The organism is Mesorhizobium sp. B2-4-3, assembly GCF_006442815.1.
GTDB lineage: Bacteria > Pseudomonadota > Alphaproteobacteria > Rhizobiales > Rhizobiaceae > Mesorhizobium.
This window is the reverse complement of sequence record NZ_VFVL01000007.1, coordinates 45973-70844: the sequence shown is the minus strand read 5'-3', so window position 1 is coordinate 70844 and position 24872 is coordinate 45973. Positions and strand designations below refer to the sequence as shown.

The 24872-nt window shown below is 64.5% G+C and carries 24 protein-coding genes; 10 read left to right on the top strand and 14 right to left on the bottom strand.

Features of this window, described 5'->3' with window-relative positions:
* Window positions 1-94: 94 nt before the first annotated feature.
* Entirely contained in the window at window positions 95-658 is a 564-nt protein-coding gene (locus FJ956_RS09760) for an ActR/PrrA/RegA family redox response regulator transcription factor (protein WP_140682932.1), read from the top strand.
* A gap of 300 nt (window positions 659-958) precedes the next feature.
* Complete coding sequence (nhaA, locus tag FJ956_RS09755; protein ID WP_140682930.1) at window positions 959-2149, top strand: Na+/H+ antiporter NhaA; 1191 nt, start codon at window positions 959-961, stop codon at window positions 2147-2149.
* Here the strand turns inward: nhaA and FJ956_RS09750 are convergent.
* The 3 genes from FJ956_RS09750 to FJ956_RS09740 all read right to left on the bottom strand — a co-directional run bounded on the left by FJ956_RS09750 (window position 2146) and on the right by FJ956_RS09740 (window position 4614).
* Window positions 2146-3189 carry an RNA polymerase subunit sigma-70 gene (locus FJ956_RS09750; protein ID WP_140682928.1) on the bottom strand — a complete coding sequence of 348 codons (1044 nt, stop codon included), beginning with the start codon at window positions 3187-3189 and terminating at the stop codon, window positions 2146-2148. The genes nhaA and FJ956_RS09750 overlap by 4 nt on opposite strands.
* Window positions 3190-3231: 42 nt before the next feature.
* A complete protein-coding gene (locus tag FJ956_RS09745; RefSeq protein WP_140682927.1) occupies window positions 3232-3978 on the bottom strand; it encodes an SDR family NAD(P)-dependent oxidoreductase in 747 nt (248 codons plus the stop codon).
* A gap of 135 nt (window positions 3979-4113) precedes the next feature.
* Window positions 4114-4614 carry an MmcB family DNA repair protein gene (locus tag FJ956_RS09740; RefSeq protein ID WP_164772367.1) on the bottom strand — a complete coding sequence of 167 codons (501 nt, stop codon included), beginning with the start codon at window positions 4612-4614 and terminating at the stop codon, window positions 4114-4116.
* 10 nt (window positions 4615-4624) lie between these two features.
* Between FJ956_RS09740 and FJ956_RS09735 the strand changes: the two genes are divergently transcribed.
* Window positions 4625-4960, top strand: a complete 336-nt coding sequence (locus tag FJ956_RS09735; RefSeq protein ID WP_140682925.1) for a hypothetical protein — start codon at window positions 4625-4627, stop codon at window positions 4958-4960.
* Between the two features lie 46 nt (window positions 4961-5006).
* On the opposite strand, the gene FJ956_RS09730 is transcribed toward FJ956_RS09735, so the two are convergent.
* The gene (locus tag FJ956_RS09730) at window positions 5007-5228 is read right to left on the bottom strand and encodes a hypothetical protein (RefSeq protein ID WP_140682923.1); all 222 of its coding nucleotides are present in this window, start codon (window positions 5226-5228) and stop codon (window positions 5007-5009) included.
* A gap of 154 nt (window positions 5229-5382) precedes the next feature.
* Here FJ956_RS09730 and FJ956_RS09725 point away from each other — a divergent pair, with 154 nt between their 5' ends.
* Window positions 5383-5853, top strand: a complete 471-nt coding sequence (locus FJ956_RS09725) for a nucleoside deaminase (protein WP_181170353.1) — start codon at window positions 5383-5385, stop codon at window positions 5851-5853.
* A gap of 13 nt (window positions 5854-5866) precedes the next feature.
* Here FJ956_RS09725 and cueR read toward each other — a convergent pair whose 3' ends face one another.
* A complete protein-coding gene (cueR, locus tag FJ956_RS09720) occupies window positions 5867-6256 on the bottom strand; it encodes a Cu(I)-responsive transcriptional regulator (RefSeq protein ID WP_140682921.1) in 390 nt (129 codons plus the stop codon).
* 227 nt (window positions 6257-6483) lie between these two features.
* Here cueR and FJ956_RS09715 point away from each other — a divergent pair, with 227 nt between their 5' ends.
* On the top strand, window positions 6484-7101 hold the full coding sequence (locus tag FJ956_RS09715) for a L,D-transpeptidase (RefSeq protein ID WP_140682918.1): 618 nt from the start codon (window positions 6484-6486) through the stop codon (window positions 7099-7101).
* 272 nt (window positions 7102-7373) lie between these two features.
* Here the strand turns inward: FJ956_RS09715 and FJ956_RS09710 are convergent, their stop codons facing one another.
* The 6 genes from FJ956_RS09710 to FJ956_RS09685 all read right to left on the bottom strand — a co-directional run bounded on the left by FJ956_RS09710 (window position 7374) and on the right by FJ956_RS09685 (window position 17123).
* Window positions 7374-7943 (bottom strand): NifU family protein, encoded by a 570-nt coding sequence (locus FJ956_RS09710; protein WP_140546707.1) that lies wholly within the window; start codon window positions 7941-7943, stop codon window positions 7374-7376.
* 147 nt (window positions 7944-8090) lie between these two features.
* Window positions 8091-10412 carry an amylo-alpha-1,6-glucosidase gene (locus FJ956_RS09705; RefSeq protein ID WP_181170352.1) on the bottom strand — a complete coding sequence of 774 codons (2322 nt, stop codon included), beginning with the start codon at window positions 10410-10412 and terminating at the stop codon, window positions 8091-8093.
* A 151-nt stretch (window positions 10413-10563) separates the two neighbouring features.
* On the bottom strand, window positions 10564-11055 hold the full coding sequence (locus FJ956_RS09700; protein WP_140647347.1) for a universal stress protein: 492 nt from the start codon (window positions 11053-11055) through the stop codon (window positions 10564-10566).
* Window positions 11056-11154: 99 nt separating this feature from the next.
* Window positions 11155-12222, bottom strand: coding sequence for a tryptophan--tRNA ligase (trpS, locus tag FJ956_RS09695; RefSeq protein WP_140682912.1), 1068 nt, complete (start codon window positions 12220-12222; stop codon window positions 11155-11157).
* A 187-nt stretch (window positions 12223-12409) separates the two neighbouring features.
* Window positions 12410-14014, bottom strand: a complete 1605-nt coding sequence (murJ, locus tag FJ956_RS09690; RefSeq protein WP_140682910.1) for a murein biosynthesis integral membrane protein MurJ — start codon at window positions 14012-14014, stop codon at window positions 12410-12412.
* 307 nt (window positions 14015-14321) lie between these two features.
* On the bottom strand, window positions 14322-17123 hold the full coding sequence (locus FJ956_RS09685) for a [protein-PII] uridylyltransferase (protein WP_140682907.1): 2802 nt from the start codon (window positions 17121-17123) through the stop codon (window positions 14322-14324).
* A gap of 184 nt (window positions 17124-17307) precedes the next feature.
* Here FJ956_RS09685 and FJ956_RS09680 point away from each other — a divergent pair, with 184 nt between their 5' ends.
* The 4 genes from FJ956_RS09680 to FJ956_RS09665 all read left to right on the top strand — a co-directional run bounded on the left by FJ956_RS09680 (window position 17308) and on the right by FJ956_RS09665 (window position 22050).
* Window positions 17308-19812, top strand: a complete 2505-nt coding sequence (locus tag FJ956_RS09680; RefSeq protein WP_140682904.1) for a heavy metal translocating P-type ATPase — start codon at window positions 17308-17310, stop codon at window positions 19810-19812.
* Between the two features lie 41 nt (window positions 19813-19853).
* A complete protein-coding gene (locus FJ956_RS09675) occupies window positions 19854-20243 on the top strand; it encodes a DUF305 domain-containing protein (RefSeq protein ID WP_140629036.1) in 390 nt (129 codons plus the stop codon).
* Window positions 20244-20348: 105 nt separating this feature from the next.
* Window positions 20349-21209, top strand: a complete 861-nt coding sequence (locus FJ956_RS09670; RefSeq protein ID WP_140682901.1) for an aldo/keto reductase — start codon at window positions 20349-20351, stop codon at window positions 21207-21209.
* An 82-nt stretch (window positions 21210-21291) separates the two neighbouring features.
* A complete protein-coding gene (locus FJ956_RS09665; protein WP_246681608.1) occupies window positions 21292-22050 on the top strand; it encodes an MBL fold metallo-hydrolase in 759 nt (252 codons plus the stop codon).
* A gap of 5 nt (window positions 22051-22055) precedes the next feature.
* Here FJ956_RS09665 and FJ956_RS09660 read toward each other — a convergent pair whose 3' ends face one another.
* From FJ956_RS09660 to FJ956_RS09650, 3 genes are all read right to left on the bottom strand, one after another.
* Window positions 22056-22625 carry a TetR/AcrR family transcriptional regulator gene (locus tag FJ956_RS09660; protein WP_246672203.1) on the bottom strand — a complete coding sequence of 190 codons (570 nt, stop codon included), beginning with the start codon at window positions 22623-22625 and terminating at the stop codon, window positions 22056-22058.
* Window positions 22626-22630: 5 nt separating this feature from the next.
* On the bottom strand, window positions 22631-23095 hold the full coding sequence (locus tag FJ956_RS09655) for a nuclear transport factor 2 family protein (RefSeq protein WP_140682894.1): 465 nt from the start codon (window positions 23093-23095) through the stop codon (window positions 22631-22633).
* A gap of 103 nt (window positions 23096-23198) precedes the next feature.
* Window positions 23199-23843 (bottom strand): TetR/AcrR family transcriptional regulator, encoded by a 645-nt coding sequence (locus tag FJ956_RS09650; protein ID WP_246672202.1) that lies wholly within the window; start codon window positions 23841-23843, stop codon window positions 23199-23201.
* 227 nt (window positions 23844-24070) lie between these two features.
* Between FJ956_RS09650 and FJ956_RS09645 the strand changes: the two genes are divergently transcribed.
* Window positions 24071-24871 carry a DUF3313 domain-containing protein gene (locus tag FJ956_RS09645; protein WP_246672205.1) on the top strand — a complete coding sequence of 267 codons (801 nt, stop codon included), beginning with the start codon at window positions 24071-24073 and terminating at the stop codon, window positions 24869-24871.
* Window position 24872: the final 1 nt, after the last annotated feature.

The window sequence follows — 24872 nt, the reverse complement described above, 5'->3', positions numbered from 1 at the left end:
TGGGAAACGGCATGCCCGGAAACAAGGACTTAAGGCGCATTCGCTAGAATTCGTTTCGGGGCGAGGTGGTTCAAGTCAGCAGGATGCCGATAAGATGAGCGGAGACGAAACGACTGGTGCAATGGTCGAGGGCGAGGACACCTCGCTGCTCATCGTCGAGGACGACAAGCCTTTCCTCACCCGGCTTGCCCGGGCCATGGAGACCCGGGGCTTCGTGGTCGAGACGGCCGAGAGCGTGGAGGAGGCGGTCGCCAAGGCGCGCGCCCATCCGCCGGCCTATGCGGTGGTCGACATGCGGCTCGGCGACGGCAATGGCCTCGATGTCGTCGCGGCCATCCGCGAGAGACGCAACGACGCCCGCGCCATCATCCTGACCGGCTACGGCAACATCGCCACCGCCGTGACCGCTGTGAAGCTCGGCGCCATCGACTACCTCTCCAAGCCCGCCGATGCCGACGACGTCTTCGCCGCGCTTACCCGGACCTCAGGCCAGCGCGCCGCGCCGCCGGAAAACCCGATGTCGGCCGACCGCGTGCGCTGGGAGCACATCCAGCGCGTCTACGAAATGTGCGACCGCAACGTGTCCGAGACGGCGCGCCGGCTGAACATGCATCGGCGCACCCTGCAGCGGATCCTGGCCAAACGCGCGCCGCGCTGAATCAGCGTCGTCATCCACGGGCGAAGCGGACGCGAAGACCCGAGGATCCATTCCGTGACGTCGATGCGCCGCAGCGATTCAGAATTCTGCACCGCCGCGCTCTACGGCTTAGGTAACGGAATGAATCCTCGGGTCCGCGCCGCGTCGCTTCGCTCCTTGCTTCGCCCGTGGATGACGAGGCGCAGGGGTTTTAGCTGATTTTCCAAGCATGCGCTGTCCTGTAAGCCTTGCATCGCCACGGACGTTGCGCATCATTGGGTTACGGGTTCCAGGCTGAACAGGCGGGGTCAGGGAGAGCATATGCAAGACAACCAGCCGAAATCGATCCTGCGTGAATTCCTCGACGGCGAGGCCGCCGGCGGCATCATCCTGATGGTGGCCGCAGCCCTTGCGCTGATCGTCGCTAACTCGCCTTTGGCGGCAACCTATTTCGCCGTCCTGCACGCCTATCTCGGACCGCTCAGCGTCTCGCACTGGATCAATGACGGGCTGATGGCGGTGTTCTTCCTGCTGGTCGGGCTGGAGATCAAGCGAGAGGTGCTGGACGGGCAGCTTTCGACCTGGCCGCGCCGCGTGCTGCCCGGCATCGCCGCTGCCGGCGGCATGCTGGTGCCGGCGCTGGTCTATGTCTTGATCAACCGCGACAATGCGGCGGCGCTCTCCGGCTGGGCGATCCCCACCGCCACCGACATCGCCTTCGCGCTCGGCGTGCTGTCGCTGCTCGGCAGCCGCGTGCCGGCCTCGCTGAAAGTCTTCCTCACCGCCCTGGCCATCATCGACGATCTCGGCGCCGTCATCATCATCGCGCTGTTCTACACTGGCGGCCTGTCGCTCGCCTATCTGGCAGCCGCCTTCGTCGTCATCGCCTTGCTGGTCGTGCTCAACCGCATGCGGGCCATGAAGCTTTGGCCGTATCTCTTGCTTGGCGCGCTGCTGTGGGTGCTGGTGCTGAAGTCGGGCGTGCACGCCACGCTGGCCGGCGTTGCGCTGGCCCTCACCATCCCGCTGGAGCGTTCTCCGGGCATCAGCCACGATCTCGAGCACTCGCCGCTGCACCGGCTGGAGCATGGCCTGCACAGGCTGGTGCCCTTCCTCGTCATCCCGATCTTCGGCTTCGCCAATGCCGGAGTCTCGCTCGGCGGCCTGAGCTTCGCGGCCCTTGTCGAGCCGTTGACGCTCGGCGTCGCCGCCGGCCTGGTGCTCGGCAAGCTGGTCGGCGTCTTCGGCTCCTCGGCCCTGGCCATCCGGTTCGGCCTCGCCGACCTGCCGGCCAATGCCGGCTGGCTGCATATGCTGGGCATTTCGCTGCTTTGCGGCATCGGCTTCACCATGAGCCTGTTCATCGGCCTGCTTGCCTTCGCCGGCGACCCGGCGCTGCAGGACGCGGTGAAGGTCGGCATCCTTGCGGGCTCGCTGATCGCCGCGCTGCTGGGCGCCGCCGTGCTGCTCCTGGCGCCGGGGGCTGGCGGAGTGGAAGAAGATCTGAACTAACCGCGAGGCTCCGGCGGCAGGCCGAAGGCCGCGAACAGACTGGGGCCGAGCGGCGGGACATAGATGGTCAGCGCGGCGATCTTGCCGTCGGCGGCTTCGAGGACATGCAGCGAATGCGGCTGCCACATGGAATCCTGGCGGCCGAGCGCGTAGACGCCCACGGCCGGCTGGGCGTTGGCGCCGATGGCCACCGCGCGATAGCCGGCAAAATTGCCCCAGACGCTTCCCAGGAAAGCGCCGATTGCCGGGCGTCCGCGGTACCATTCCCGCCAGGGCGGCATGTGATAGATGGCGTCCTCGCGCAGCAGGTTGACGAGCCCGTCCAGATTGTCGGCCTGCCACGCCCGCATATAGCGTTCGAGCAGCAGGCCTTCGTCCGAGCTGGGCCGTGACCGCTGCGGCGGGCGCCCCTGTGGGTAGTGTCCGCCCAGCGTCGCGCGGGCCCGCTGCAAGGCGCTGTTGATCGAGGCGGTCGATCCGCCCAGCAATTGCGCGGTCTCGAGGGCGGACCATCCGAGCACGTCGCAAAGCAAGAGGGCCGCGCGCTGCCTCGGCGGCAACAGCTGGATCGCCGCGACGAAGGCGAGCCGGACGGCCTCGCGGGCCTCATAGCGCGCTTCCGGGCCGGGCCCGTCGTCGGCAATGTCGGGCAGTTCCGCGTCCGGATACGGATCCAGCCAGGCGAGCTCGGTGGCCGGGCCGCCGGTCGCCCTTTCTTCGGAGGGCGGCCGCTCGGGCTGCTCGAGAATGCGCCGCGCCGACGACCGTGCCTTGATCGCGTTGAGGCAGCTGTTGGTGGCGATTCTGTAGAGCCAGCCGCGCGCCGAGCCGCGTCCGTCGAATTGCGACCGCGCGCGCCAGGCCTTGAGGAACGTCTCCTGGACGAGATCGTCGGCCTCGTTGAGCGAGCCCATCATCCGATAGCAATGGAGCTTCAGCGCGCGGCGATGGGCGACGGTCAGGCGCTCGAAGGCCAGCCGGTCGAGGGCCGGCTGGCCTGGCCGGCCCAAAGGCTCGATAGGGCCGAAGGCGTCAGTCATGCGGAGTCCGGGGTGCTGAATTCGGCCGCCATCCTGCGCGCCTCATGCCGCCGCCGCAAGGCCGCTGCCGCTCACGGTGAAGGAGCTGCCTTGCGGCTTGCCCGTCGCGAGCTGCACCACCGCCCGTCCGACATCGGCCGGCGTCTGCATGTCGCTCATGCTGGCCAGGAAGTCGGCCGGACGGATGCCCATATAGGCGGCAACGCCGTCGATCCCGCGATCGCCGACCCCGGTGCCCGGCATGATGCGGGCCGGCGAAAGCGCCATGAAGCGCAGGCCGAGGCCGAGACGGTCCGATTCCTTCTGGCAATGGCCGGCCAGAAATATCTGCATGCGCTTGGCGCCGGCATAGCCGCCGGAATTCGGCGGGCCGCCGCTGATGGCGGCGCCGCTGGCGATCAGCAGCACACGAGCTCCGGGCTTGAGCCGGCCCTTGAGCGCTTCCCGGCAAAACAGGAACGATGCCTTGACGTCCATCTCCCAGTTTGCCGAGAAGACCTCCCAGCTTTGCTCCGGAATCGGCGCCGAAGGGGCGAGCGCGCCCGCGCAGACCACCAGCACGTCGGGTGCCAGCGCATCGAAAACCGCTTGCGGCGCCCCCTCCGCCGTCGCGTCCGTGCTAAGCGTCCTCAAGCCCGGGCGTTCCCAGGCAAGCTGCTTGAGGTCGGCGGCGCCACGGGCGACCGCGAGCACGGTCGCTCCCTCGCCAAGCGCTGCTTCCACGATCGAGCGGCCGACACCCCGACTGCCTCCGACGACGACGACATTCTGATTCTGCAACGATTTCATTTGTCACCTCTTTTCCAGGCCGCCGGCCATCCGGACGCGCCTGTAGGTGAAGACAAAGGGGATCAGCGGAAATCATCGGTCGGGACGAAAATTCTCGCTGGCCTTGCGCAGGGGCTGGCTTAAGTCCGGCCTTATCTACTCGCTCTCGCCATCCAGCGCCGGCACCGCGACGCCGGCGAGCTCCGCCGCCAGCAGCCGCGCGGCGCCCGCGCGGGCGATGCGCAACATCAGCGCCTTGCGCGTCGCAGCCGCCATGCGGTGTTCGGGCGCATCGCGCAGGATCTCCGCGCCATAGCCGTCGGAAAGGATGAAGCCGCATTCCTCGGGGAAGATGTCCTGTGGAACGCCGGGATGGGTGGCAAAGAAGAAACGGTCGGAATGCAGCCGATAGTCCGGCCATTTGCGGTCGACCCTGAAATCCTCGATCGAGGATTTGATCTCGATGATCCAGATATCGCCCTGCCTGGTCAGCGCCACGAGATCGGCGCGTCGGCCTGTGGCCAGGGAAAGCTCCGGCAGCACATGCGCACCCATTTCGGTGAGCAGCCGCTGCACGCCGCGCCGCACCAGCATGGCGCGCTCCGACTGGCGGCCGTCGATCAGCGGGTTGAGGGGAATCGGGGAAACGATGGGCATGGGAGGCACCATGCCAGATTTTGTTCACGGTTTGAACCCGGCGATTATATATTTGGCAAACCAAGCTATGCCACCTTACGCGAATTCAGGAGCAGCCATGGCCGACCAAAGTCAGCACTCACCAATCATTAAAGGTATCCTCATCGCTGAGGCATTTGTTGGCGGCGCATTCGTCGCCCTCTGGCTATGGACCGGGAAGGCGACTATCCCAAAGCATGGCGGTGGCCTGGCAACCTTGGATAGGGTTGAAGACCCATATCTCTATTGGTTTCTGCTGATTGCGATTTTAGGCGTGATCGTAGCCTTCCCGCTCCGGTATCTCTACAAGGGGCCGCCGACACGCTAGGGCGTCCACTGCGACTCAACCCAGCCACCGGACAAATGCCGCATCCTTACTGCGAATCCCCCGCTCGAAATTCATCCGCCAGAAGCCTGGCCAGATGGTCGCGGCTCAGACTCAATGTCTCTTTCAGGAACCACAGGAAGTTGCTCGGGCCGTCGGTCGGGAGGCCGTTTTCTTCGGCCTGGGTGATGACCGCGCGCTGGCGCTCGATCCGCTGTTCGATCTCGCGGATATGCTGCTCGACCCGTTCGATGTCCTCCTGGATGGCCATACCGGCAATCTCATTGTAGGGATCGTCAAAATAGCACCAAACCAGGAATGGGTGGAGCGCAAAGCCAAGTAGATGCTTGAGCCGTGGTTCAGAGAAGATTAGCCTTGCTGGTCATGCCTCATGGCAGCAATGTCGCCATGAAAGGAATTTTCCCGTGACCCGCGACCAGATGCTCGCCCACCTCCGGTCCGCCAACGCCGTCGCGCGCGAGGCGGCGGCGCATGGGCATCATCCGTTCGGCTGCGTGCTGGTCGGGCCGGACGACCGCGTTTTGATGCGGCAGGGCAATCTCGACACGGTGCGCCATGCCGAGACCGAGTTGGCCCGTCGCGCCGCGGCGGCCTATGAGCCGGAATTCCTGTGGCAATGCACGCTGGTCTCGACCTTCGAACCGTGCGCGATGTGCGCCGGCACCATGTACTGGGCGAATATCGGGCACCTGGTCTACGGGGTCGAGGAAACCAGCCTCCTGGCGCTCACCGGCGATCACTCGGAGAATCCGACGATGAACCTCGCCTCGCGCACCGTCTTCGCCTCCGGCCAGAAGAAGATCGAGGTCTTCGGCCCGTTCCCCGAAATCGCGGACGAGCTGCTCGCACCGCACCGCGATTTCTGGAAGCGCTGACAGGTCGCCGTTCTCAGGCCGCGCCCGCCATGTCATCCAGGATTGGGCAGTCCGGCCGCTCATCGCCGTGGCAGGCGTGGATCAGTGTCTGCAGCGTCGAGCGCATCGACTGCAACTCGCGCACCTTCTCCTCGATTGCTTTGACATGGGCGGCGGCGATCTCGCGCACGTCGTGACTGGCGCGGCCGCGGTCCTGATAGAGCGCCATCAGCTGCCTGCAATCGTCGATTGAGAAGCCGAGATTGCGCGCACGGCGCAGGAAGGCGAGCCGGTGGATGTCGTCGCCGGAGTAATCGCGATAGCCGTTCTCGGCCCGCGCCGGACGGATCAGGCCGATCTCCTCATAGTAGCGGATGGTCTTGGCCGGCAGGCCGGAACGCTCGGCGGCATCACCAACATTCATGGCGCTCTCCTTCAGTCCCTGGCGGCACTGTGAGCCGCCCCATTGATTTTGCTTCACAATCCTGTGAGGCCTGTTGCGGAAATACCGCAGTTGGGCACTTACCGGCACGTAAGGTCATGCATATAGGCAGTGCGCGCTTGGCAAGCAAAAGAAATGCCAGCATGAATGATGGCAAGAAAGCGGCCGACTCGTGCCGCTGTTATTGAGACGGGGCGTCGGACCTATTCATGCGCTTGAAGTCATTTGCAATCCTCGCCGCTCTTGCGTTGTCGACCGCGATCAGCGGGTGCAGCACCATCGGTGGGCAAATGTTCACCAACAACTATGGCGCGATGAGCGATGCCGGCTATCAGCTGCCGCGCATCCCGATTGAGAAGGTCCCCGCCAGGTACCACCGCCAGGAAGTGCGGTACGATTCGCCGGAGAAGCCGGGCACCATCATCGTCGATACGCAGAACAAGTTCCTCTATTTCATCGAGGGCGACGGCATGGCGATGCGCTACGGCATCGGCGTCGGCCGCGAGGGTTTTGAATGGCACGGCACCGCCCATATCGCGCTGAAGCGCGAATGGCCGACCTGGACGCCGCCCTCGCAGATGATCAAGCGCCAGCCCGAGCTCGCCAAATTCGCCGGCGGCATGGAGCCGGGCCTGAAGAACCCGCTCGGCGCGCGCGCCATGTATCTCTTCAACAAGGGCGGCGATATGGGCTACCGCCTGCATGGCAGCCCGGAATGGTTCTCGATCGGCAAGGCGATGTCGTCGGGCTGCATCCGGCTGATGAATCAGGACATTATCGACCTCTACGACCGCACGTCGGTCGGCGCCAAGGTCATCGTGATGTGATCACGAAGGCCGAGGCTAAAAGCTTTCGCAAGCGGACCGTCTAGGCAACAACAAGACGTCCAAGAACAGAAAACCGGGCTGTTGGGGCCCGGTTTTTTGTTTTTGCGGTTTGCTTGAGTATCGCGGCGCGGCGCCCTTTTGAGAGTTCGCCCTGCTGGATCCATATGGCTTGGTTTTCGAGAACCGGAGCGGAGCGTACATTTAAGTACGTGAGCACCGGAAGCGCAGAAAACCGAGCCAGATGGTCAGCAGGGTAGAACTATCAATGGGTGTCAGGCGACCTGCTCGACCTGCTGGACTTCCGGAACAAAGTGGCGAAGCAGGTTCTGGATGCCGTGCTTCAGCGTTGCCGTCGACGACGGGCAGCCGGCGCAGGCGCCCTTCATATGCAGGAAAACGGTGCCGTTCTCGAAGCCGCGGAAGGTGATGTCGCCGCCGTCCTGGGCAACGGCCGGGCGCACGCGCGTGTCGAGCAGTTCCTTGATGGTCAGCACCAGCTCTTCGTCGGCCTTGTCGTAGAACTCGCCGGTCTCACCCGCTTGGCTCGCCGGAGCGGTCGCGGCCATGACCGGCGCGCCGGACATGAAATGCTCCATGATGGCGCCGAGGATCGCCGGCTTCAGGTGCTGCCAGTCCGGACCGTCCTTGGTCACGGTGATGAAATCATAGCCAAAGAAGACGCCGGTGACGCCCGGGATCTCGAACAGGCGGCCGGCCAGCGGCGAGGCCTCCGCCGCGGCTTCGGCGTTGCGGAAATCGGCTGTGCCTTCGCGCAGCACTTCCTTGCCCGGCAGGAATTTCAGCGTCGCCGGGTTCGGCGTCGATTCGGTCTGGATGAACATGAGTATCTCCAGGCCCTTCCCGGGCCGATAGTTTGGAATAATTCTAAATAGGCTCTATCGGCTGGACATTCAAGCGAAACGCGTCGCCCGAACGGCTGGCTGGCGGAATGTTTTTGCCACGGCGAGGTATCCGAACCGTGGCAGCCCTCATCCTCCAACTTCGACGGTCAGTTGTCCACTCGTCTGCAATATATCGACCTCGGCGCCGGTATCCGTTCTCCTGAATTCGAGATCGGCGCTGCCCTTGCCGACGCGCAGTCCGCGAAGCTCGATATGGTTCACAAAACCGGGCAGTCGCGGCCGCACGATCCGCAGCTTGTTCGCGAAGGCGTCGGGTTCCAGGCCCAGGCAGACCGTCAGCAGAAAGGGCACGGCTCCGGCCGCCCAGGCCTGAGGGTGACAAGCCACAGGATAGTGTACCGGCACCTGGAAATCCGCGCGTGGAAAGCCTGCCATTGCTTCAGGCAGCCGGTGATGGCGAAAATGCATCGCCGCCTCGGCGACCGCCGTGAAGATCCGCAGCGCCGCGTCGTCCTCGCCATATTGCCTGCAGCCGGCGGCCACGAGCGCATTGTCATGTGGCCAGACCGTTCCGAGATGATAACCGACAGGATTGTAGCGCCGCTCCGAGGCGGCAAGCGTGCGCACGCCCCAGCCATTGAACATGTCGTCCCGCATCAGCCGCGCCACCGACCGGCGAGCCTTGTCGCGGTCCGCGATACCGCACCAAAGCGCGTGGCCGGGGTTCGATGAAACGACCGCGGCTTGCCGGCCTCTCGCTTCAAGCGCGAGCGCGAAGATGCTCTTCTCCTCACACCAGAAATCGTGATTGAAGCGTCTTCGAAGCCTGTCGGCCTCCTGGCGAAGCTGTTTGGCGCGACCGGGTTCGCCATCGCGCTCATAGAGATCGGCGATGGCCTGTTTGGCTGCAAAGACATAGCCCTGCGCCTCGACAAGCGCGATCGGCGGCTTGGCGAGGTCGCCATCGGCCCTGACGATTGCATCGCCGGAATCCTTCCATCCCTGGTTGATCAGGCCCTCGGCGGACATGCTCCGATACTTCAGATAGCCCTTGCCGTGATCGTCTCCGGCCTTGGCGATCCAGTCCAGTGCCTTTTCCACCGGTACCTGCAATTCGCGGAACAGGTCGAGATCGCCGGTCCAGGCGGCGTAGCGGCCGAGAAGCAGCAAGAAGAGCGGGGTGGCGTCCACCGTGCAGTAGAACCTGGCATGAGGGACATCGCCGGCGCGCGCGAGTTCGCCGACCCGCAGCTCGTGCAGGATCTTGCCTGGCTGTTCCTCCCGCCATCGATCCGTCCGGCTTCCCTGATAGTTGGCCAGGAGGCGCAAGGTCTGGGCGGCGATCTCAGGCTGAAAGGCGAGCATCTCCAATGCGACGATCAGGCTGTCGCGGCCGAACAGGGCAGCGAACCAGGGCACGCCGGCGGCAAAATATTCACGGCTCCCCAATTCCGAGCGCAGCATCGCCACGTCGCGCAGCGATCTGTCCATGATGCTGTTGAGCAGAAAGCTGTCGCTGTCGAGCTTCGTATGCCGCTCCAGCCATTCTTCAGAGTTTGTCTGGAGTTTGCCGGCAAGGCCTTCGAGCGTGGCCGCCGGGCGCTGGTTCAGTCGGTCTGCCTCGGCGTCCTCCGGCTGTTCATTCAACTCGATCGTGACCGCGATCGTTCGCGTGGCTCCCGCCGGCACGTCGATCTGGAATTCGGCCGTCGTCTTGTATGAAGCATCGGGCCGGGGCGAGAACGCAATCGTCGCCATCCTGCGGAGCCGGTCGGCGCCGTGATAGACGAAATGCAGCCTGCCGTCCCGCCAAGCGGGCCGCGCGACCCTGCCGAGATTTTGCTGCACCAGCCCACGCACATTGAAGATGTCCTCGAAGCCGGCGCCGAATTGCAAGGTCAGCGGAAAGTCATGCGCCTCGTGTCCCAGGTTCTGGACGGTCACGATTTCCCTCACGCAAGTCTGTTCGGCGTCCAGGATGCGCTCCCAGCGAATGCCGAGTTCGTCCTTGGGGATCAACCGGCCCCGCTTGGAATGAAGGTCCGGGTTGGTCAGTTCGAAAAGCGCCGCGTAACCCTTCTGCGCGGTCGAGGCCAAGACGACCGGTTCCAGACCGCCCAAGGTCATCTGATAACCCCCGACGAACCGGCAGTCGTGAAAATAGAGCCCGAAACCGTGCCCGTCCTTCACGGGTATCTGCGCGTTGGAGGCGATGACGTAATAGATATCGAGGTTCTTGACGGTAATCGCGCCGGCGATGCTGTCGACCATCGCCGGATGGCCCTTGGCCAGCACGCGCTGCTTGCGCTCCTGTTGCGCATGAGGCGCCTGCCGGGCTTTCTCCTGGGCTCGTGCAGGCGGCGAGCGCAGCCGCGCCGACGATCCGCCATCCTTGCTTTTCGCCCTCGATCTTCCGCGCCGGGCTGCGTGCTGCTTTGGTTTGTCCATAGGCTCGCCGTTGGAATGTCGCATATGACGATTCCAAATGGCGCGCTGCAAATGCCGGCCAAGGGTCGCGTTGTTCTTGGATCGGCTTGGATCTGGGCAGCACCGCGAATTTCAGACGGGAAACCGGCTCCGGCCGGATGGCCTCCGCAAGTCAAGCCAGGCTGTCGATCTCCTCGTCGGACAGATTCTGCGGCACCACTGTGACTGGAATGGGGAAGGCCGCTCCCCGGCCGGCAACCGCGCTGACCAGTGGTCCAGGGCCTTCCTTGCCGGCGCCGGCCGCCAGCACCAGGATGGCGATGTCCTGGTCTTCCTCGATCAGCTTGTGGATTTCTTCCGTGGGCTTGCCTTCGCGCACGACCAGCTCCGGTTCGATGCCGAGCTTCTGGCGCACCTTGTTCGCATAGCCGTCGAGCGCCGCGCGCGCCGTCGCATTCGCTTCCTCGCGCATGATCTTCTCGACCCCCAGCCAATGCTGAAAATCGTCCGGCACGATGACATAGAGCAGCACCAGCACGCCGCTGGTGCTTTGCGCCCGCTTCGAGGCATAGGCGACGGCGCGCTCGCATTCCGGCGTATCGTCGATGATCGTCAGGAATTTCCTGCGATGGCCGGCTTCGCGGCTGAGGCGTTTGGAGACCATGTCTATCTGCTCGGTATGGTTTCGGCCGCAATCTGCCACTGCGGCCGACCGGCGGCAAGCCGCCGGTCGGCGCGGCAATGGTCCGACGAGGTCGTTGGATCAGTCCCGCAACAGGCCGACAATGTCGCGCACCGTCTTCATCGTGCCCTCGGCGATGGCGCGGGCGCGGTCGCCGCCATCCTTGAGCACGGCGTCGACATAGGCGCGGTCGCCCTCGATGCGGCGCATCTCGGAAGCGATCGGCGCCAGCTTCTCCACGGCAAGGTCGGCCAGCGCTGGCTTGAACACGGAGAATTGCTGGCCGCCATATTCCTTCAGCACGTCTTCCTTCGAGATCTCGGCGAGGCCGGCATAGATGCCGACGAGGTTTTCGGCCTCGGGCCGGCTTTCCAACCCGTCGATCTCGCTCGGCAAGGCCTCCGGGTCGGTCTTGGCCTTGCGGATCTTCTTCGAGATGGTGTCGGCATCGTCGGTCAAATTGATGCGCGAGAGATCCGACGGATCCGACTTCGACATCTTCTTCGAGCCGTCGCGCAGGCTCATGATGCGCGCCGCCGGACCGCCGATCACCGGCTCGGTGATCGGGAAGTAACCGTTCACCGTCTCTTCGCCGACCTGCATTTCGACGCCGACGCCGAGCGCGGCGATCTTCTCGGAGAAGTCGTTGTTGAATTTCTGGGCGATGTCGCGGGTGAGCTCCAGATGCTGCTTCTGGTCCTCGCCCACCGGCACATGGGTGGCGCGATAGAGCAGGATGTCGGCAGCCATCAGGCTCGGATAGGCGAGCAGGCCGAGCGAGGCGTTCTCGCGGTCCTTGCCGGCCTTGTCCTTGAACTGCGTCATCCGGTACATCCAGCCGATGCGCGCCACGCAGTTGAAGATCCAGGCGAGCTCGGCGTGCTGCATGACCCGCGACTGGTTGAAGACGATGTGCTTCTTCGGGTCGATGCCGGAGGCCAGGAACGCCGCGGTGATCGAGCGCGTCTGGTCGCCGAGATCCTGGTGGACGAGCTGCGCCGTCAGCGAATGCAGGTCGACGACGCAATAGATGCAGTCGGACTGTTCCTGGAGGGCGACGAATTTCTTGATGGCGCCGAGATAATTGCCGAGATGCAGATTGCCGGTCGGCTGGACGCCCGAAAAGACGAGTGGCTTGAAGGCGGACATGAGTTCCTCATGGCTTGTGGAGGGCCGTCTAAGCATGATTCCAAAAAGTTGCAGACTTTTTGGAGTCAATCATGCGGCTGGAAACCGCGCGCGGCGAAAGTCTTTCGACGGCGGGCTTATGGACCAACGCTTCCGCTAGAGCAAGAGTTTGCTCGATCGCGAACACTGTGGAGAAGCGTCTGGCGGACTACTCGTCTTGACTGGGCCTGGATGTACCCGAATTCTTCGCCGTGCCGCGTTTGATATTCCTGCGGATCATGCCGAAATCGGCGCCGCCGGTGGCAAAGGCGGCGATGAAGTAGAGCGCAGCGCCCCCGGCGACCAGCCCAAGCACCGTCGTCGCCTTCACCACCAGCGGAGAGCCAGGCCCAATCTGCGTGACAAAGTGGCGCTCCGCGAAGTAAAGCGCCACGGCCATGATTACGGCGGAAAGCACCAGCCGGGGAATGCGTCTCAAGAGCGGTATGTCGCGGCCCCAATGGCCGCGCCTGATCAGCATGGCGAGCAGCATCAGCGCGTTGACCCAGCCGGCGACGGCCGAGGCCACCGCGATGCCAGGCGCACCCATCGACGGGAACAGGGTCAATGCAGTGGCGACATTCACGCCCACCGAGATGGCCGCGAAGATCATCGGCGTGCGCGTGTCCTCGCGCGCGAAATAGCCCGGCGTGAAGGCTTTGATCAGCACGAAGGCCGGCAGACCTAGGCCGAAGATCGCCAGGATCGAGGCGACGATTGGCGTCGAGTGGTTGGCGGCGAAGGCGCCGCGCTCGTAGACCAGCCGCACGATTGGCTCGGACATCACCCAGAGCGCCGCGGCGGCGGGCAGCGTCATGAACAAGGTGAACTCGACCGAGCGGTTCTGCAAATTGGCTGCCTCGACTAAATTGCCCGATTTCAGAGCCCGCGACAGTTCCGGCAACAGCACGATGGCGACGGCCACGCCGACGACGCCGAGCGGCAGCTGGTAGATGCGATCGGCATAGGCGAGCGACGACACCGCGCTGTTCTGCGCCGAGGCGATCGCCGTGCCGATCAGCTGGTTGATCTGGGTGATGCCGCCGGTGATCGCCGCCGGCAGCGCCAGGATCAGCAGCCGCTTGACGTTGGGCGTCATCTTCGGCCGGCGGAAGCCGATCGAGATGCCGGCATTGCGCACCGCTATCCAGACGATGGCAAGCTGCACGATGCCTGCCGCCAGCACGCCCCAGGACAAGCCGAAACCGACATCATGCGCGTCCAGCCCGTGATACCAGGCATAGGCCAGCACGCCGATCAGGATGATGTTGAGGAAGGCGGGCGCGATCGCCGCCGCGAAATAGCGGCGCAGCGAGTTCAGCATGCCGGCCATCATGGCGCCGAGCGACATGCAGATGAGATACGGGAACATGATCGTCGCCAGCCGGACGGTCGTCTCGAACTTGCCTGGAATGTCGGCAAAGCCCGGCGCCACCAGGTAGCGCACGATCAGCGGCATCGCCAGTTCCATCGCGATGGTCAGTGCCAAAAGCGCCGAAAACAGCACACCGAACACTTCCTCCGAGAAGCGCTTGGCGCCTTCGGTGCCATGCTGCTCGATCTCCTTGGCGAACAGCGGCACGAAGGCGGCGTTGAAGGCGCCTTCGGCGAACAGCCGGCGGAAGGTGTTGGGGAACTGGAAAGCAGCGTTGAACGCGTCGGCGACCGGTCCGGTGCCGAGTGCCGCCGCCATCAGCATCTCGCGGCCGAAGCCCAGCGCGCGGCTCATCAGCGTGCCGGAAGCGACGGTGGCGAATTTCTTGACTAGGCTCATGCTAGGGCGTGTCGTCAGTTAGGGTTTGGGCTAGACGGAAGCGATTTTGACCGAGGAGAAGGAGGGTGAGGACGCAAGCCTTTCGGCTTGCTACGATAGCCGACGCGCTCATCGGTCAAAAGCGCCCCGCCGCCAGAGGCGGTGAGGTGAAAAATGGCTGTCTGCAGCGTCGCTTCGCTTGCCAAGACGTAAGTCTTGGCTGCGCTCGCTCCTCCCATCCAGCCATTTTTGACCTCATCTAGCTCCAAACCATAACTGACGACACGCCCTAGGGACGACTGCCAGAAAAATTGCGTCAAATGGATGGTCACTCGGCCGCCGCCTTGGCCTTGCCGTTGCGTTCGGACGAATTGCCTTCAAGCGTATCGATCAGCCGCTTGTGGATGGTGGCGGTGCGCGTCGGGCTGTCGATCTTCTGTCCGGTGAGGTCGGTGACATAGAACGTATCGATGACCTTCTCGCCGAAGGTCGTGATATGCGCCGAGGCGATGTCGAGCGAAAGGTCGGAGAGCGTCCCGGTGATCTCGGACAAGAGGCCCGGCCGGTCCAGCCCCTCGACCTCGATCACCGAAAAACGGTTTGACAGCGTGTTGCGGATCTCGGCGCGCGGCGGGATGCGGAAAGCCTTGGCGCCGCGCTTCGGCTTGGTGCGCTTCTCGATCATCTCGGGCAGCCAGCTCTTGCCCGAAAGCACGTCCTCGATCAGCCGGCCGACCCGCTCGGCGCGACGTCGCTCGTCCTCGTCGAGATCGAACTCCCGCGAGATCAGGATCGAGTCCAGCGCCCGTCCGTCCGACGTGGTGAAGATCTGCGCGTCGACGATGTTGCCGCCGGCGGCGGCGCAAGCCCCGGCGATGATCGAAAGCAGGCGCGGATGGTCCGGCGCCAGCACGGTGATCTCGGTCACGGCTTCGAACTCATGCGTCTTGACCATGGTGGCGAGCTTCTTGCCCGCCGCATCCGCCTCGCGGACGAACTCGGCGTGGCGCAGCTGGTCCGACAGGTCGACGGCCAAGAGGTAGTTCTCGTAGTGCTGCGCGACATAGCGCTTGCGCTCTTTGGCCGGCCAGGCGGACAGCGCCTCGGCCAGCTGCTCGCGCGCCGCAGTCGTGCGCTCGGCGCGCGACACCTCGGAAAAGCCGCCGGTCAGAAGCAGCTCGGTCTCGAAATAGAGCGTGCGCAGCAGCTGGCCTTTCCAGCCATTCCACACGCCCGGCCCGACGCCCCTGATGTCGCAGACGGTGAGGATCAAAAGCAGCTTCAGCCGCTCGACCGACTGCACGATCGAGGCGAAATCCTCGATCGTCTTGCGGTCGTTGAGGTCGCGCGTCTGTGCCGTCATCGACATCACGAGGTGGTTCTCGACCAGCCAGGCGACGGTTTCGGTGTCGGCCGCCGACAACCCCATATGCGGACAGATGCGCCGCGCGATCCGGGCTCCGGCTTCCGAATGGTCCTCCGGCCTGCCCTTGGCGATGTCGTGCAAAAGCACGGCGACATAGAGCGCCTCGCGGCTCTTCTTCAGTCCCGGCATCAGCGTATGCGACAGCGGATGCACCTTCGCGCCGTCGCCGCGCTCGATCTCGGCCAGCACGCCGATGCAGCGGATCAGATGCTCGTCCACGGTGTAGTGGTGGTACATCGAGAACTGCATCATGGCGACGATCTTGCCGAAGTCGGGGATCAGCCTGCCGAGCAGCCCGGCCTCGTTCATGCGCCGCAAATTGAGTTCGGCGTTGCGGTCCGACGTCAGGATGTCGAGGAACAGCCGGTTGGCTTCCTCGTCGCGCCGGAGCGACTTGTTGACGAGCCCGAGCGAGCGGGTGAGCAGCTTGAGCGCGTCGGGGTGGAACTCCAGCCCGTGCTTGTCGGCGAACCAGAACAGCCTGAGCAGGTTGACCGGATCGCGCTCGAACACACTGTCGTCGGCGATGTTGATGCGGTGGTTGTCGACGATGAAGTCAGAGGTGCCGGCAAGCTTGCGCTTGCGCCGCGAGAAGGTGAGGAAGATACGATTGAAGCCCGGCACGTGCTTGGCCTGCTCTTCCTCGAGCGCCGCGCAGAAGATGCGGGTGAGGTCGCCGACATCCTTGGCGACGAGGAAATAGTGCTTCATGAAGCGTTCGACCGCCGACAGGCCGGGATGCGTCGTATAGCCCAGGCGCTCGGCGATCTCGCGCTGGATGTCGAAATGCAGCCGCTCCTCCGCCTTGCCGGTGAGGAAATGCATGTGGCAGCGCACCGCCCACAGGAAATCCTCGGCCTTCTGGAATTCGCGATATTCGGCCTCGGTGAAGACGCCCTTATCGACCAGCTCCTCGCCAGTGCGCACGCGATAGAAATATTTGCCGATCCAAAACAGCGTCTGCAGGTCGCGCAGGCCGCCCTTGCCGTCCTTGACGTTGGGCTCGACCAGGTAGCGGCTTTCGCCGGCCTTGGCGTGGCGCTCGTCGCGCTCGGCAAGCTTGGCCTGCACATATTCCGGCCCGGTGGTGCGCACCACTTCGTGGTCGAAGCGGGTGAGCAGTTCCTCATAAAGCTTGTGTTCGCCCCACAGGAAGCGCGCTTCCAGGATCGACGTGCGGATGGTGATGTCGCTGCGCGACAGCCTGAGGCACTCGTCGATGTTGCGGGTGGCGTGGCCGACCTTCAGCCCCATGTCCCACAGCATGTAGAGCATGTATTCGACGATCTGCTCGCCCCATGGGGTCTGCTTGTAGGGCAGCAGGAAAAGCAGGTCTATGTCGGAGCCCGGCGCCAGCGTGCCGCGGCCGTAGCCACCGACGGCAACGACCGCCATGCGCTCGGCCGCGGACCGGTTCTTGACCCGGTAGACATGGGTGGCGGCGAAATCATAGAGCGCCCGGATCAGCTCATCCATCAGATGCGAGAGCCGCTCGGCGCAGGCATTGCCGCCGCCATCCTGCTTGAGCATGGCTTCGCCGATCTTTCGCCCTTCGGCCATCCTGGCCTTGAGCAACTGGAGGACGGCCGTGCGGACAGCCGGTCCTGAACCGTCGCCGGCGCTCGCCGCCGTCAGCGCGGTCAAGTCGCGGCACAAGGCGTCGCCATCGATGATTTCGTCGAGTTTCAGGGAGATCTTTGCCATTCGGCGGCGTCTATAGCCTGTTTTCGCGGCGCTGTGTATGGGGCGGGCGGCGCGTTTCCAGCAGCGCGCGATGGACGCCACGCGCAGCCGGATGGCGATAGCCGGAAAAATCCAAACGCCCCTTGACCTTCCAGTTACTGGAAGCACTACCTCCGCCTCAAGTTCGAGATTCAGAGGCCTGGCCATGATCCATTCCGACCATCACCACCATCATGCGCATGGCGGCGGCTGCTGCTCCGCGAAGGATGCCGCGCCCGACGCCGAAGCGGTGATTCGCGATCCTGTCTGCGGCATGACGGTCGATCCGGCGGCCGGCAAGCCGACGGCCGAGCATGGCGGCCGGACGTTTCATTTCTGCAGTGAACACTGCCGCACGAAATTCCAGGCCGAGCCGGAAGCATATCTTTCGGCCACCGATCCCGTCTGCGGCATGAATGTCGACCGTGCGAGCGCGAAGCACTTCGTCCGCCACGAAGGCCAGGGCTTCTATTTCTGCTCCGCCGGCTGCAGGGGCAAGTTCGAGGCCGAGCCGGCAAAATACCTCGCCGGCCGGCCCGAGGCTCAGCCGATGCCCAAGGGCACGCAGTACACCTGCCCCATGCATCCCGAGATCGTCCGCGACAAGCCCGGCTCCTGCCCGATCTGCGGCATGGCGCTGGAGCCGATGGGCGTTCCGACGGGCGAGGAAGGCCCTAACCCGGAACTTGTCGATTTCACGCGCCGCTTCTGGGTCAGCGCGGCGCTCTCCGTGCCGCTCCTGGTCATTGCCATGGCGCCGATGCTGGGCTTCAGCTTCGAAACCCTCGTCGACGGCCGCGCCAAGACCTGGGTCGAGCTGGCGCTGGCGAGCCCGGTGGTGCTGTGGGCGGCGTTTCCGTTCTTCCATCGCGGCTGGGAATCGATCCTCAACCGCAGCCCCAATATGTGGACGCTGATTTCGTTGGGCGTCGGGGCTGCCTATCTCTTCAGCCTGGTCGCGACGCTGTTCCCGGACGTCTTCCCGCATCAGTTCCGCGGCCATGACGGCGCCGTGCCGGTCTATTTCGAGGCAGCCGCCGTCATCGTGGCGCTGGTCTTTCTCGGCCAGGTGCTGGAACTCAAGGCCCGCGAGCGCACCGGCTCGGCCATCCGCGCCCTGCTCGACCTTGCCCCGAAGACGGCGCGGCTGATCGGCCCCGACGGCTCCGAGAAGGACGTGCCACTCGACGGCATCAAGACCGAAGACAAGCTGCGCATCCGCCCCGGCGACGCCGTGCCGGTCGACGGCATCGTGCTGGAGGGACGCTCGGCTATCGACGAATCCATGATTACCGGCGAACCGCTGCCAGTCGAGAAGACGGAAGGCGACATGCTCACCGGCGGCACGCTGAACAAGAACGGCTCGCTGGTCATGCGCGCCGAGAAGGTCGGCGCCGAGACCACGCTGTCGCGCATTGTCGAGCTGGTCGCCAAGGCGCAGCGATCGCGGGCGCCGATCCAGGGTCTCGCCGACCGCGTGTCCTTCTACTTCGTCCCGGCCGTCGTGCTGGTGGCGGTCCTGGCATTCATTGCCTGGTCGATCTTCGGCCCCGAACCGAGCCTGATCTTCGCCATTGTCTCGGCGGTGTCGGTGCTGATCATCGCCTGTCCCTGCGCGCTCGGCCTTGCGACGCCGATGTCGATCATGACCGCGACCGGGCGCGGCGCGCATGCCGGCGTTCTGATCAAGGAAGCGGCGGCGTTGGAGCGTTTTGCCTCTGTCGATACGCTGATCGTCGACAAGACCGGCACGCTGACCGAGGGCAAGCCGCGGCTTACCGATGTCGTCGCGGCCGACGGCATCGATGAGAAGGAACTGCTGGGCCTCGCTGCCGCGCTCGAAAAGGGCTCCGAGCATCCGCTGGCCGAGGCGATCGTCGAGGGCGCCGCCGCGCGCGGCCTGAAGCTGGCCGACGCGGTCGATTTCGAAGCCATCACCGGCAAGGGCGTTTCGGGCACGGTTTCGGGCAGGAAGGTCGCGCTCGGCAATGCGGCGATGATGGCGGACCTCGGCGTCGCAACGTCGGCGGCCGATGTCGAGGCGCTGCAGGCCGACGGCAAGACGTCCATGTTCGTGGCTGTCGACGGCAGCTTCGCCGGCATCGTCGCCGTCGCCGATCCCGTAAAGGCGACGACAGCCGAGGCGATCAAGGCCCTGCATGACAAGGGCCTGCGCATCATCATGGCCACTGGCGACAACGAGCGCACGGCAAAAGCGATCGCCGGCAGGCTCGGCATCGACGAGGTCCGCGCCGGGTTGCTGCCCGATGGGAAGGGCGCGCTGGTCGAGGAATTGCGTGCCAAGGGTGCGGCCGTCGCCATGGCCGGCGACGGCGTCAACGACGCGCCGGCGCTGGCCAGCGCCGATGTCGGTATCGCCATGGGTACCGGCGCCGATGTCGCGGTCGAAAGCGCCGGCATCACGCTGGTCAAGGGCGACCTCAACGGCATCGTCAGGGCCCGCACGCTGGCTCAGGCGACGCTTCGCAACATCCGCCAGAACCTGTTTTTCGCCTTCCTCTACAACGTGCTTGGCGTGCCGGTCGCGGCCGGCGTCCTTTATCCGCTCACCGGCACGCTGCTGTCGCCGATGCTGGCGGCGGCGGCGATGAGCTTGTCGTCGGTCTCCGTGATCGGCAACGCGCTGCGGCTGAGAACGTTGAAACTCTGAGCAAGACCCCCAGATACGAAATCCAACAGAAGGAGACCTGAATGACCCTGGCCAAGAAAATCGTGCTGCTGCTGATGGCGGCCGGAATGCTGCTCGCCGTGTTCCTCGAAAGCGTGCCGGCCTCGTCGGAGGAGATGAAGCACGACATGTCCAAGATGGCGATGGGCGCCCAGAGCCCGGCCACCGTCGGCTACGAGAAGGCGATGAAGAAGATGCACAAGGACATGACGATCAAATACACCGGCAATGCCGATGTCGATTTCGTCCGCGGCATGATCCCGCATCATCAGGGCGCCATCGACATGGCCAAGGTGGTGATCGCCAATGGCAAGGATCCGGAAATCCGCAAGCTCGCCGAAGGCGTCGTCACGGCACAGGAAGCCGAGATCAAGCAGATGCAGGACTGGCTCGCCAAGCATCCGGCGAAGTAGCCGCTGCGGGAAATCCGGGCGGCCAGGAATCCGGGCGGCCACGAGCCTTTGGTCTGGATTTCCGGCCACGGCTGTGCTGCGATCCGGCTTCACGCGGAGAAAGCCATGCCCCCGTCGATCAACCGCTCGTCGATCAGAACCTTGAAGCTGCCGTCGGGCGAAATCGTCCCGGTGCTGGGCCAAGGCACCTGGAAGATGGGTGAGGATCGACGGCGACACGCCGATGAGGTCGCGGCGCTGAAGCTTGGGCTGGACCTCGGCATAACGCTGATCGACACGGCCGAAATGTATGCCGATGGCGGCGCCGAGGAGGTGGTGGCGCAAGCCATTGCCAGCCGCCGCGACGAGACCTTCCTGGTCTCCAAGGTGCTGCCCTCCAACGCCTCGCGCGCCGGCGTGAGGCGCTCTTGCGAGGCCAGCCTGAGGCGTCTCGCCACCGATCGTATCGATCTCTATCTGCTGCACTGGCCGGGCAGCGTGCCGCTGTTCGAAACCGTCGAGGCCTTCGAAACCTTGAAGAGGGAAGGCAAGATCCGCCACTGGGGCGTCAGCAATTTCGACACCGACGAGATGGAGGAACTGGTCGGCTTGGACCATGGCGGCGACGTCCAGACCAATCAGGTGCTCTACAATCTGTCGCGGCGCGGGCCAGAGTTCGATCTGGCGCCCTGGTGCGCGAAGCGCGGCATCCCGCTGATGGCCTATTCGCCGGTCGAGCAGGGCGCGCTGGCCCGCAATGCCCGGCTGGAAGTCGTCGCTGCCCGCCACGACGCCACCGCCGCGCAGATCGCGCTTGCCTGGGTGATGGCGCAGGACGGCGTCATCGCCATCCCGAAGGCCGGTCGCCAGGAGCACGTCCGCCAGAACGCCGCCGCGCTCGACATCGCTCTGACGGCGGAAGACCTTGCCGAGCTCGACCGCGCTTTCCCTCCGCCGACGCGCAAGCGCGGCCTGGAAATGATCTAGCCGAAAACCACGATCGGGCGGAGAGCAGGCATTGGAACGAATTTCAGCCGGACTTCATCACACGGTCTATAAAATCGGCGACTTGAAAGTCACCTCGCTGCGCGACGGTTACGTCGACATGCCGGTCCGGCGACTGCGCCAGCCGGGAGACAAGCCTTTCGGCGACGATCTCCCCTCGCAGGTGCCGCTCTTCGACGGCGCTCTCAGATTGTCGGTCAATGCCTTTGCCATCGACGACGGCGAAGACATCACGCTGATCGATACCGGGTCCTCGAACGCCTGGCATCCGACGATGGGCTTTCTGCCGCAGGCGCTGAGCGAAGCGAAGATCGCCGTCGATCGGATACGCACGGTTGCCTTCACCCACACCCATCTCGACCATATCCAAGGGCTCGTCCTTCCGGATGGTGGGGACGGCTTCCCGCGGCTCGCCCGCTTGCTTGTCCCCCGGCCTGAAGTCGACATGTTCCGGTCGGAAGCGAGGTTGAGCCGCTTCCATGATCGAGCGCAGCCTCTGGACCCGGGACAGCGCCTGAGCGCGAACATCGAGGCGCTCGCCGCGCCGGGCCATGAAATCGGCCATACCTGCTTTCGCGTCACCAGCGGCGGCGAAACATTGCTGGCCTGGGGCGACCTCGTGCATGTGCCGTCGCTTCAGTTCGATCGGCCGGAGGTCGCATGGGAATTCGACGCCGACCAGGAACAGGCGCGGGCGACCCGGCTGCGCATTTTAGCCCTTGTCGCCGACAACGGCTGGTGTGCGGCAGGAGCGCATCTCGATTCACCGGGCGTCGGCCGGATTTCCCGATCTGAAACAGGCTTCCGCTTCGAACCTCTGTAGGAACGCTAGGTCTTGGCCGGTACCCCGAGCCGCATCCGCAGCCGCCGCAATGCCCTTGAAAATACGTCGAGGTCATTGGCGGCGCGGGCAAGCGTGAGTGTCCCCTGGATGGCGGCGACGGCTTCCTCTGCCAACTCGCTGGCCTCGCCCGGTCGGTGCCCGGATCGCGCCAGCGCATCGGCGAGATGCGTGACCCAGCGGCCGAAATAGCTTCTGATCTGGCCGGCGAACAGGTCGCGCGATTCATCCAGCGCGAAGGCGCCGATGAGACAAACCCGGCGCCCCGAGCGGAAATAGCTGTCTGTCGCCTCGATCATCCGTTCGACCCCGGCCAGCGGATCGGTGCTGTCGCGCAACGGCCCAAAGACATTGTCCTCGAACCAGCCGTCGATATGGGCAATGACAGCCCTCGCCATCTCTTCCTTGCCGCCGGGAAAGAAGTGGTAGAGGCTTCCCTTGCCGAGCCCCGTCGCCTCGCCGATCAAGGACAGGCTGGCGCCTTCATAACCATGCTCGCGGAAGACTTCGGCTACTATCGCCAGCAACTGGTCGCGGTCCGGAGCGATGCGTCGCACTGACTCTAGAGCCCGAGTTCCGAAAGGCCGGGATGGTCGTCCGGCCGGCGGCCGAGCGGCCAATGATACTTCCGCTCGCTCTCGGCGATCGGCAGATCGTTGATGCTCGCCACGCGCCGGCGCATCAGCCCGGCTTCGTCGAACTCCCAGTTCTCGTTGCCGTAGGAGCGGAACCAGTGGCCGCTGTCGTCGCGCCATTCATAGGCGAAGCGCACCGCGATGCGGTTGTCGTTCCAGGTCCAGACCTCCTTGATCAGGCGATAGTCCAGCTCGCGCGCCCATTTGCGCGTGAGGAAGCTGACGATCTCGCCACGGCCCGAGACGAATTCGGACCGGTTCCGCCAGATGCTGTCCTCGGTATAGGCGAGCGAAACCCGTTCCGGGTCGCGGCTGTTCCAGGCATCCTCGGCAAGGCGCGCCTTTTGCGCCGCTGTCTCGGCGGTGAAGGGCGGCAATGGCGGACGGCTCATGAAGATCTCCTGTCGGTTTCGGTCATCGATGACCCAGATTGTACCGATCGGTACAATGAGTCAACACAGCTTCTGTTCTTTGCCGCGCCGCAGGCGGCCGGACTTATCGAATTTCGGTTTTCAGCCTTTCAAAGGCATCGCGGACATATCCTGCCAGCGGATGCTTGGCCTGTTGCTGCTGCCATGTTTCCACGGCCAGGCGCAACGCCACGACCGCCACCAGGGAGACCAGCCGCAGACCGTTGCGCGCCTGGTCCGGCCGCAACTCGCATAAGCCGTCGAAGATGGCTTGCTCGAGCTGCAGGTAGCCCGCGTGCGTGCGCGAGCGCAGCGTCTTGCTTTCCCGCATGAGTTTGGCCGTCGCCATCATTTCTGATGCCTGGAAGCTGCCGGCGAGATTGAGCAATGCGCCGCGGGCGATGTCGATCGCCGCTCCGGTTGGTGGCTCGGCAAGGATCAAGGCTTTGACCATGCTCGCGTAGTTAGCCAGAGACGCAAGCAGAACTTCGTCCTTGCTCTTGAAATAGTGGAAGAACGTCCGGCGCGAGATGCCGGCGGCTGCGGCTATCTCGTCGAGCGTGGTCGCGTCGTAGCCCTTGGCCAGGAAAGCGTTCAGGCCGGCTTGAGCGATGCGGTGGGACGTCTCTCGCCGCTTCCGCTCGCGCAGGCCTTCTGGTTTTGCCACGTCGTTCATGGAGCGCTCCTGCCATGACCGTTCCTCAAATGCGACATGAAATTTGGTGAACATTCAAGTCTCGTCATCACGCCTCGCCATAATGGCGCCATTAATTTATTGCACTGAGTGCAAATATTGGCGGTCCCCCAACACGCACCGCCGGGCGCATCCAGACAGAGGCATCCATGGCAGCTTGCTTGCGTTCCCGTCGCGAGGCTCACATGAGTCGCGGCCCGTTCGATCCGTGTGCGTGCCGCGCGGACCACCGCTTGAGATGGCCGGCTGTGCTGGCCTTGAGCATGCTCGCGGTCGGCTGCGCCGCCGCGCCGCTGGATCAGGTAGGCTCGCTGCAATCCTATGACGAGTTGAAACCGTCGGACGGTTTGTTGGCCCGCTCACTGATGCGGGTGAGCAAGGACGACGTGCTTGCCGCAAGAACCGTTCGGATCATTCCAACGGGCTTTTCGCAGCCCGCCGCCGGAAAATCGACATTGACACCGGCGCAGCGCGGCCTGATCGCCAATGCCGTCGACAGGACCCTTTGCTCCGGCCTGAGCCAACGCTTTCAAGTGGTCTCCCTGACCGAGCCAGCCGACCTGACGGTCCACGCGATGGTAACGCATGTTACGCCGACGAATGCGCTGGCGGTAGGCGTTTCGAAAGTGGCGTCCACGGCGGTTTCCGTCGCGCTGCCCGACATGCACATTCCGGTTCCGCGCCTGCCGATCGGATTGGGCAGCCTGTCGCTTGAAGCCGAAGCGATTGATGACAACGGCGAGCAGTCGGCCGCCATGATCTGGGGACGTGGCGCGAACGCGCTGCTGGATTCGGGCCGGGTCGCCCGAGAGGGCGACGCCTACGACCTTGCGGCGAAGTTCGGCGACGATTTTAGCAAGCTCCTGGTCACCGGCAAGACGCCCTTCGGCAAGCTGCCGTCGCTCCCGACCAGGGCGGAGCTGCGCGCCATGTTTGGCGGCGGGCCTAAATATCCGGCCTGCAAGGCCTTCGGCAAATCGCCCGGTCTCGTCGGCTTCGTCGGCGATCGGATGGGATTTCCGCCGGCCTGGACCGACAAGGGAGCCCCGGTGCGCAATGACTGAG

Bases quoted from the DNA above. Each gene is read 5' to 3' on its own strand.
- FJ956_RS09760 (WP_140682932.1), top strand. From the start codon at position 95: ATGAGCGGAGACGAAACGACTGGTGCAATGGTCGAGGGCGAGGACACC.
- nhaA (WP_140682930.1), top strand. From the start codon at position 959: ATGCAAGACAACCAGCCGAAATCGATCCTGCGTGAATTCCTCGACGGC.
- FJ956_RS09750 (WP_140682928.1), bottom strand. From the start codon at position 3,189: ATGACTGACGCCTTCGGCCCTATCGAGCCTTTGGGCCGGCCAGGCCAG.
- FJ956_RS09745 (WP_140682927.1), bottom strand. From the start codon at position 3,978: ATGAAATCGTTGCAGAATCAGAATGTCGTCGTCGTCGGAGGCAGTCGG.
- FJ956_RS09740 (WP_164772367.1), bottom strand. From the start codon at position 4,614: ATGCCCATCGTTTCCCCGATTCCCCTCAACCCGCTGATCGACGGCCGC.
- FJ956_RS09735 (WP_140682925.1), top strand. From the start codon at position 4,625: ATGCCAGATTTTGTTCACGGTTTGAACCCGGCGATTATATATTTGGCA.
- FJ956_RS09730 (WP_140682923.1), bottom strand. From the start codon at position 5,228: ATGGCCATCCAGGAGGACATCGAACGGGTCGAGCAGCATATCCGCGAG.
- cueR (WP_140682921.1), bottom strand. From the start codon at position 6,256: ATGAATGTTGGTGATGCCGCCGAGCGTTCCGGCCTGCCGGCCAAGACC.
- FJ956_RS09715 (WP_140682918.1), top strand. From the start codon at position 6,484: ATGCGCTTGAAGTCATTTGCAATCCTCGCCGCTCTTGCGTTGTCGACC.
- FJ956_RS09710 (WP_140546707.1), bottom strand. From the start codon at position 7,943: ATGTTCATCCAGACCGAATCGACGCCGAACCCGGCGACGCTGAAATTC.
- FJ956_RS09705 (WP_181170352.1), bottom strand. From the start codon at position 10,412: ATGGACAAACCAAAGCAGCACGCAGCCCGGCGCGGAAGATCGAGGGCG.
- FJ956_RS09700 (WP_140647347.1), bottom strand. From the start codon at position 11,055: ATGGTCTCCAAACGCCTCAGCCGCGAAGCCGGCCATCGCAGGAAATTC.
- trpS (WP_140682912.1), bottom strand. From the start codon at position 12,222: ATGTCCGCCTTCAAGCCACTCGTCTTTTCGGGCGTCCAGCCGACCGGC.
- murJ (WP_140682910.1), bottom strand. From the start codon at position 14,014: ATGAGCCTAGTCAAGAAATTCGCCACCGTCGCTTCCGGCACGCTGATG.
- FJ956_RS09685 (WP_140682907.1), bottom strand. From the start codon at position 17,123: ATGGCAAAGATCTCCCTGAAACTCGACGAAATCATCGATGGCGACGCC.
- FJ956_RS09680 (WP_140682904.1), top strand. From the start codon at position 17,308: ATGATCCATTCCGACCATCACCACCATCATGCGCATGGCGGCGGCTGC.
- FJ956_RS09675 (WP_140629036.1), top strand. From the start codon at position 19,854: ATGACCCTGGCCAAGAAAATCGTGCTGCTGCTGATGGCGGCCGGAATG.
- FJ956_RS09670 (WP_140682901.1), top strand. From the start codon at position 20,349: ATGCCCCCGTCGATCAACCGCTCGTCGATCAGAACCTTGAAGCTGCCG.
- FJ956_RS09655 (WP_140682894.1), bottom strand. From the start codon at position 23,095: ATGAGCCGTCCGCCATTGCCGCCCTTCACCGCCGAGACAGCGGCGCAA.
- FJ956_RS09650 (WP_246672202.1), bottom strand. From the start codon at position 23,843: ATGTTCACCAAATTTCATGTCGCATTTGAGGAACGGTCATGGCAGGAG.
- FJ956_RS09645 (WP_246672205.1), top strand. From the start codon at position 24,071: ATGCTCGCGGTCGGCTGCGCCGCCGCGCCGCTGGATCAGGTAGGCTCG.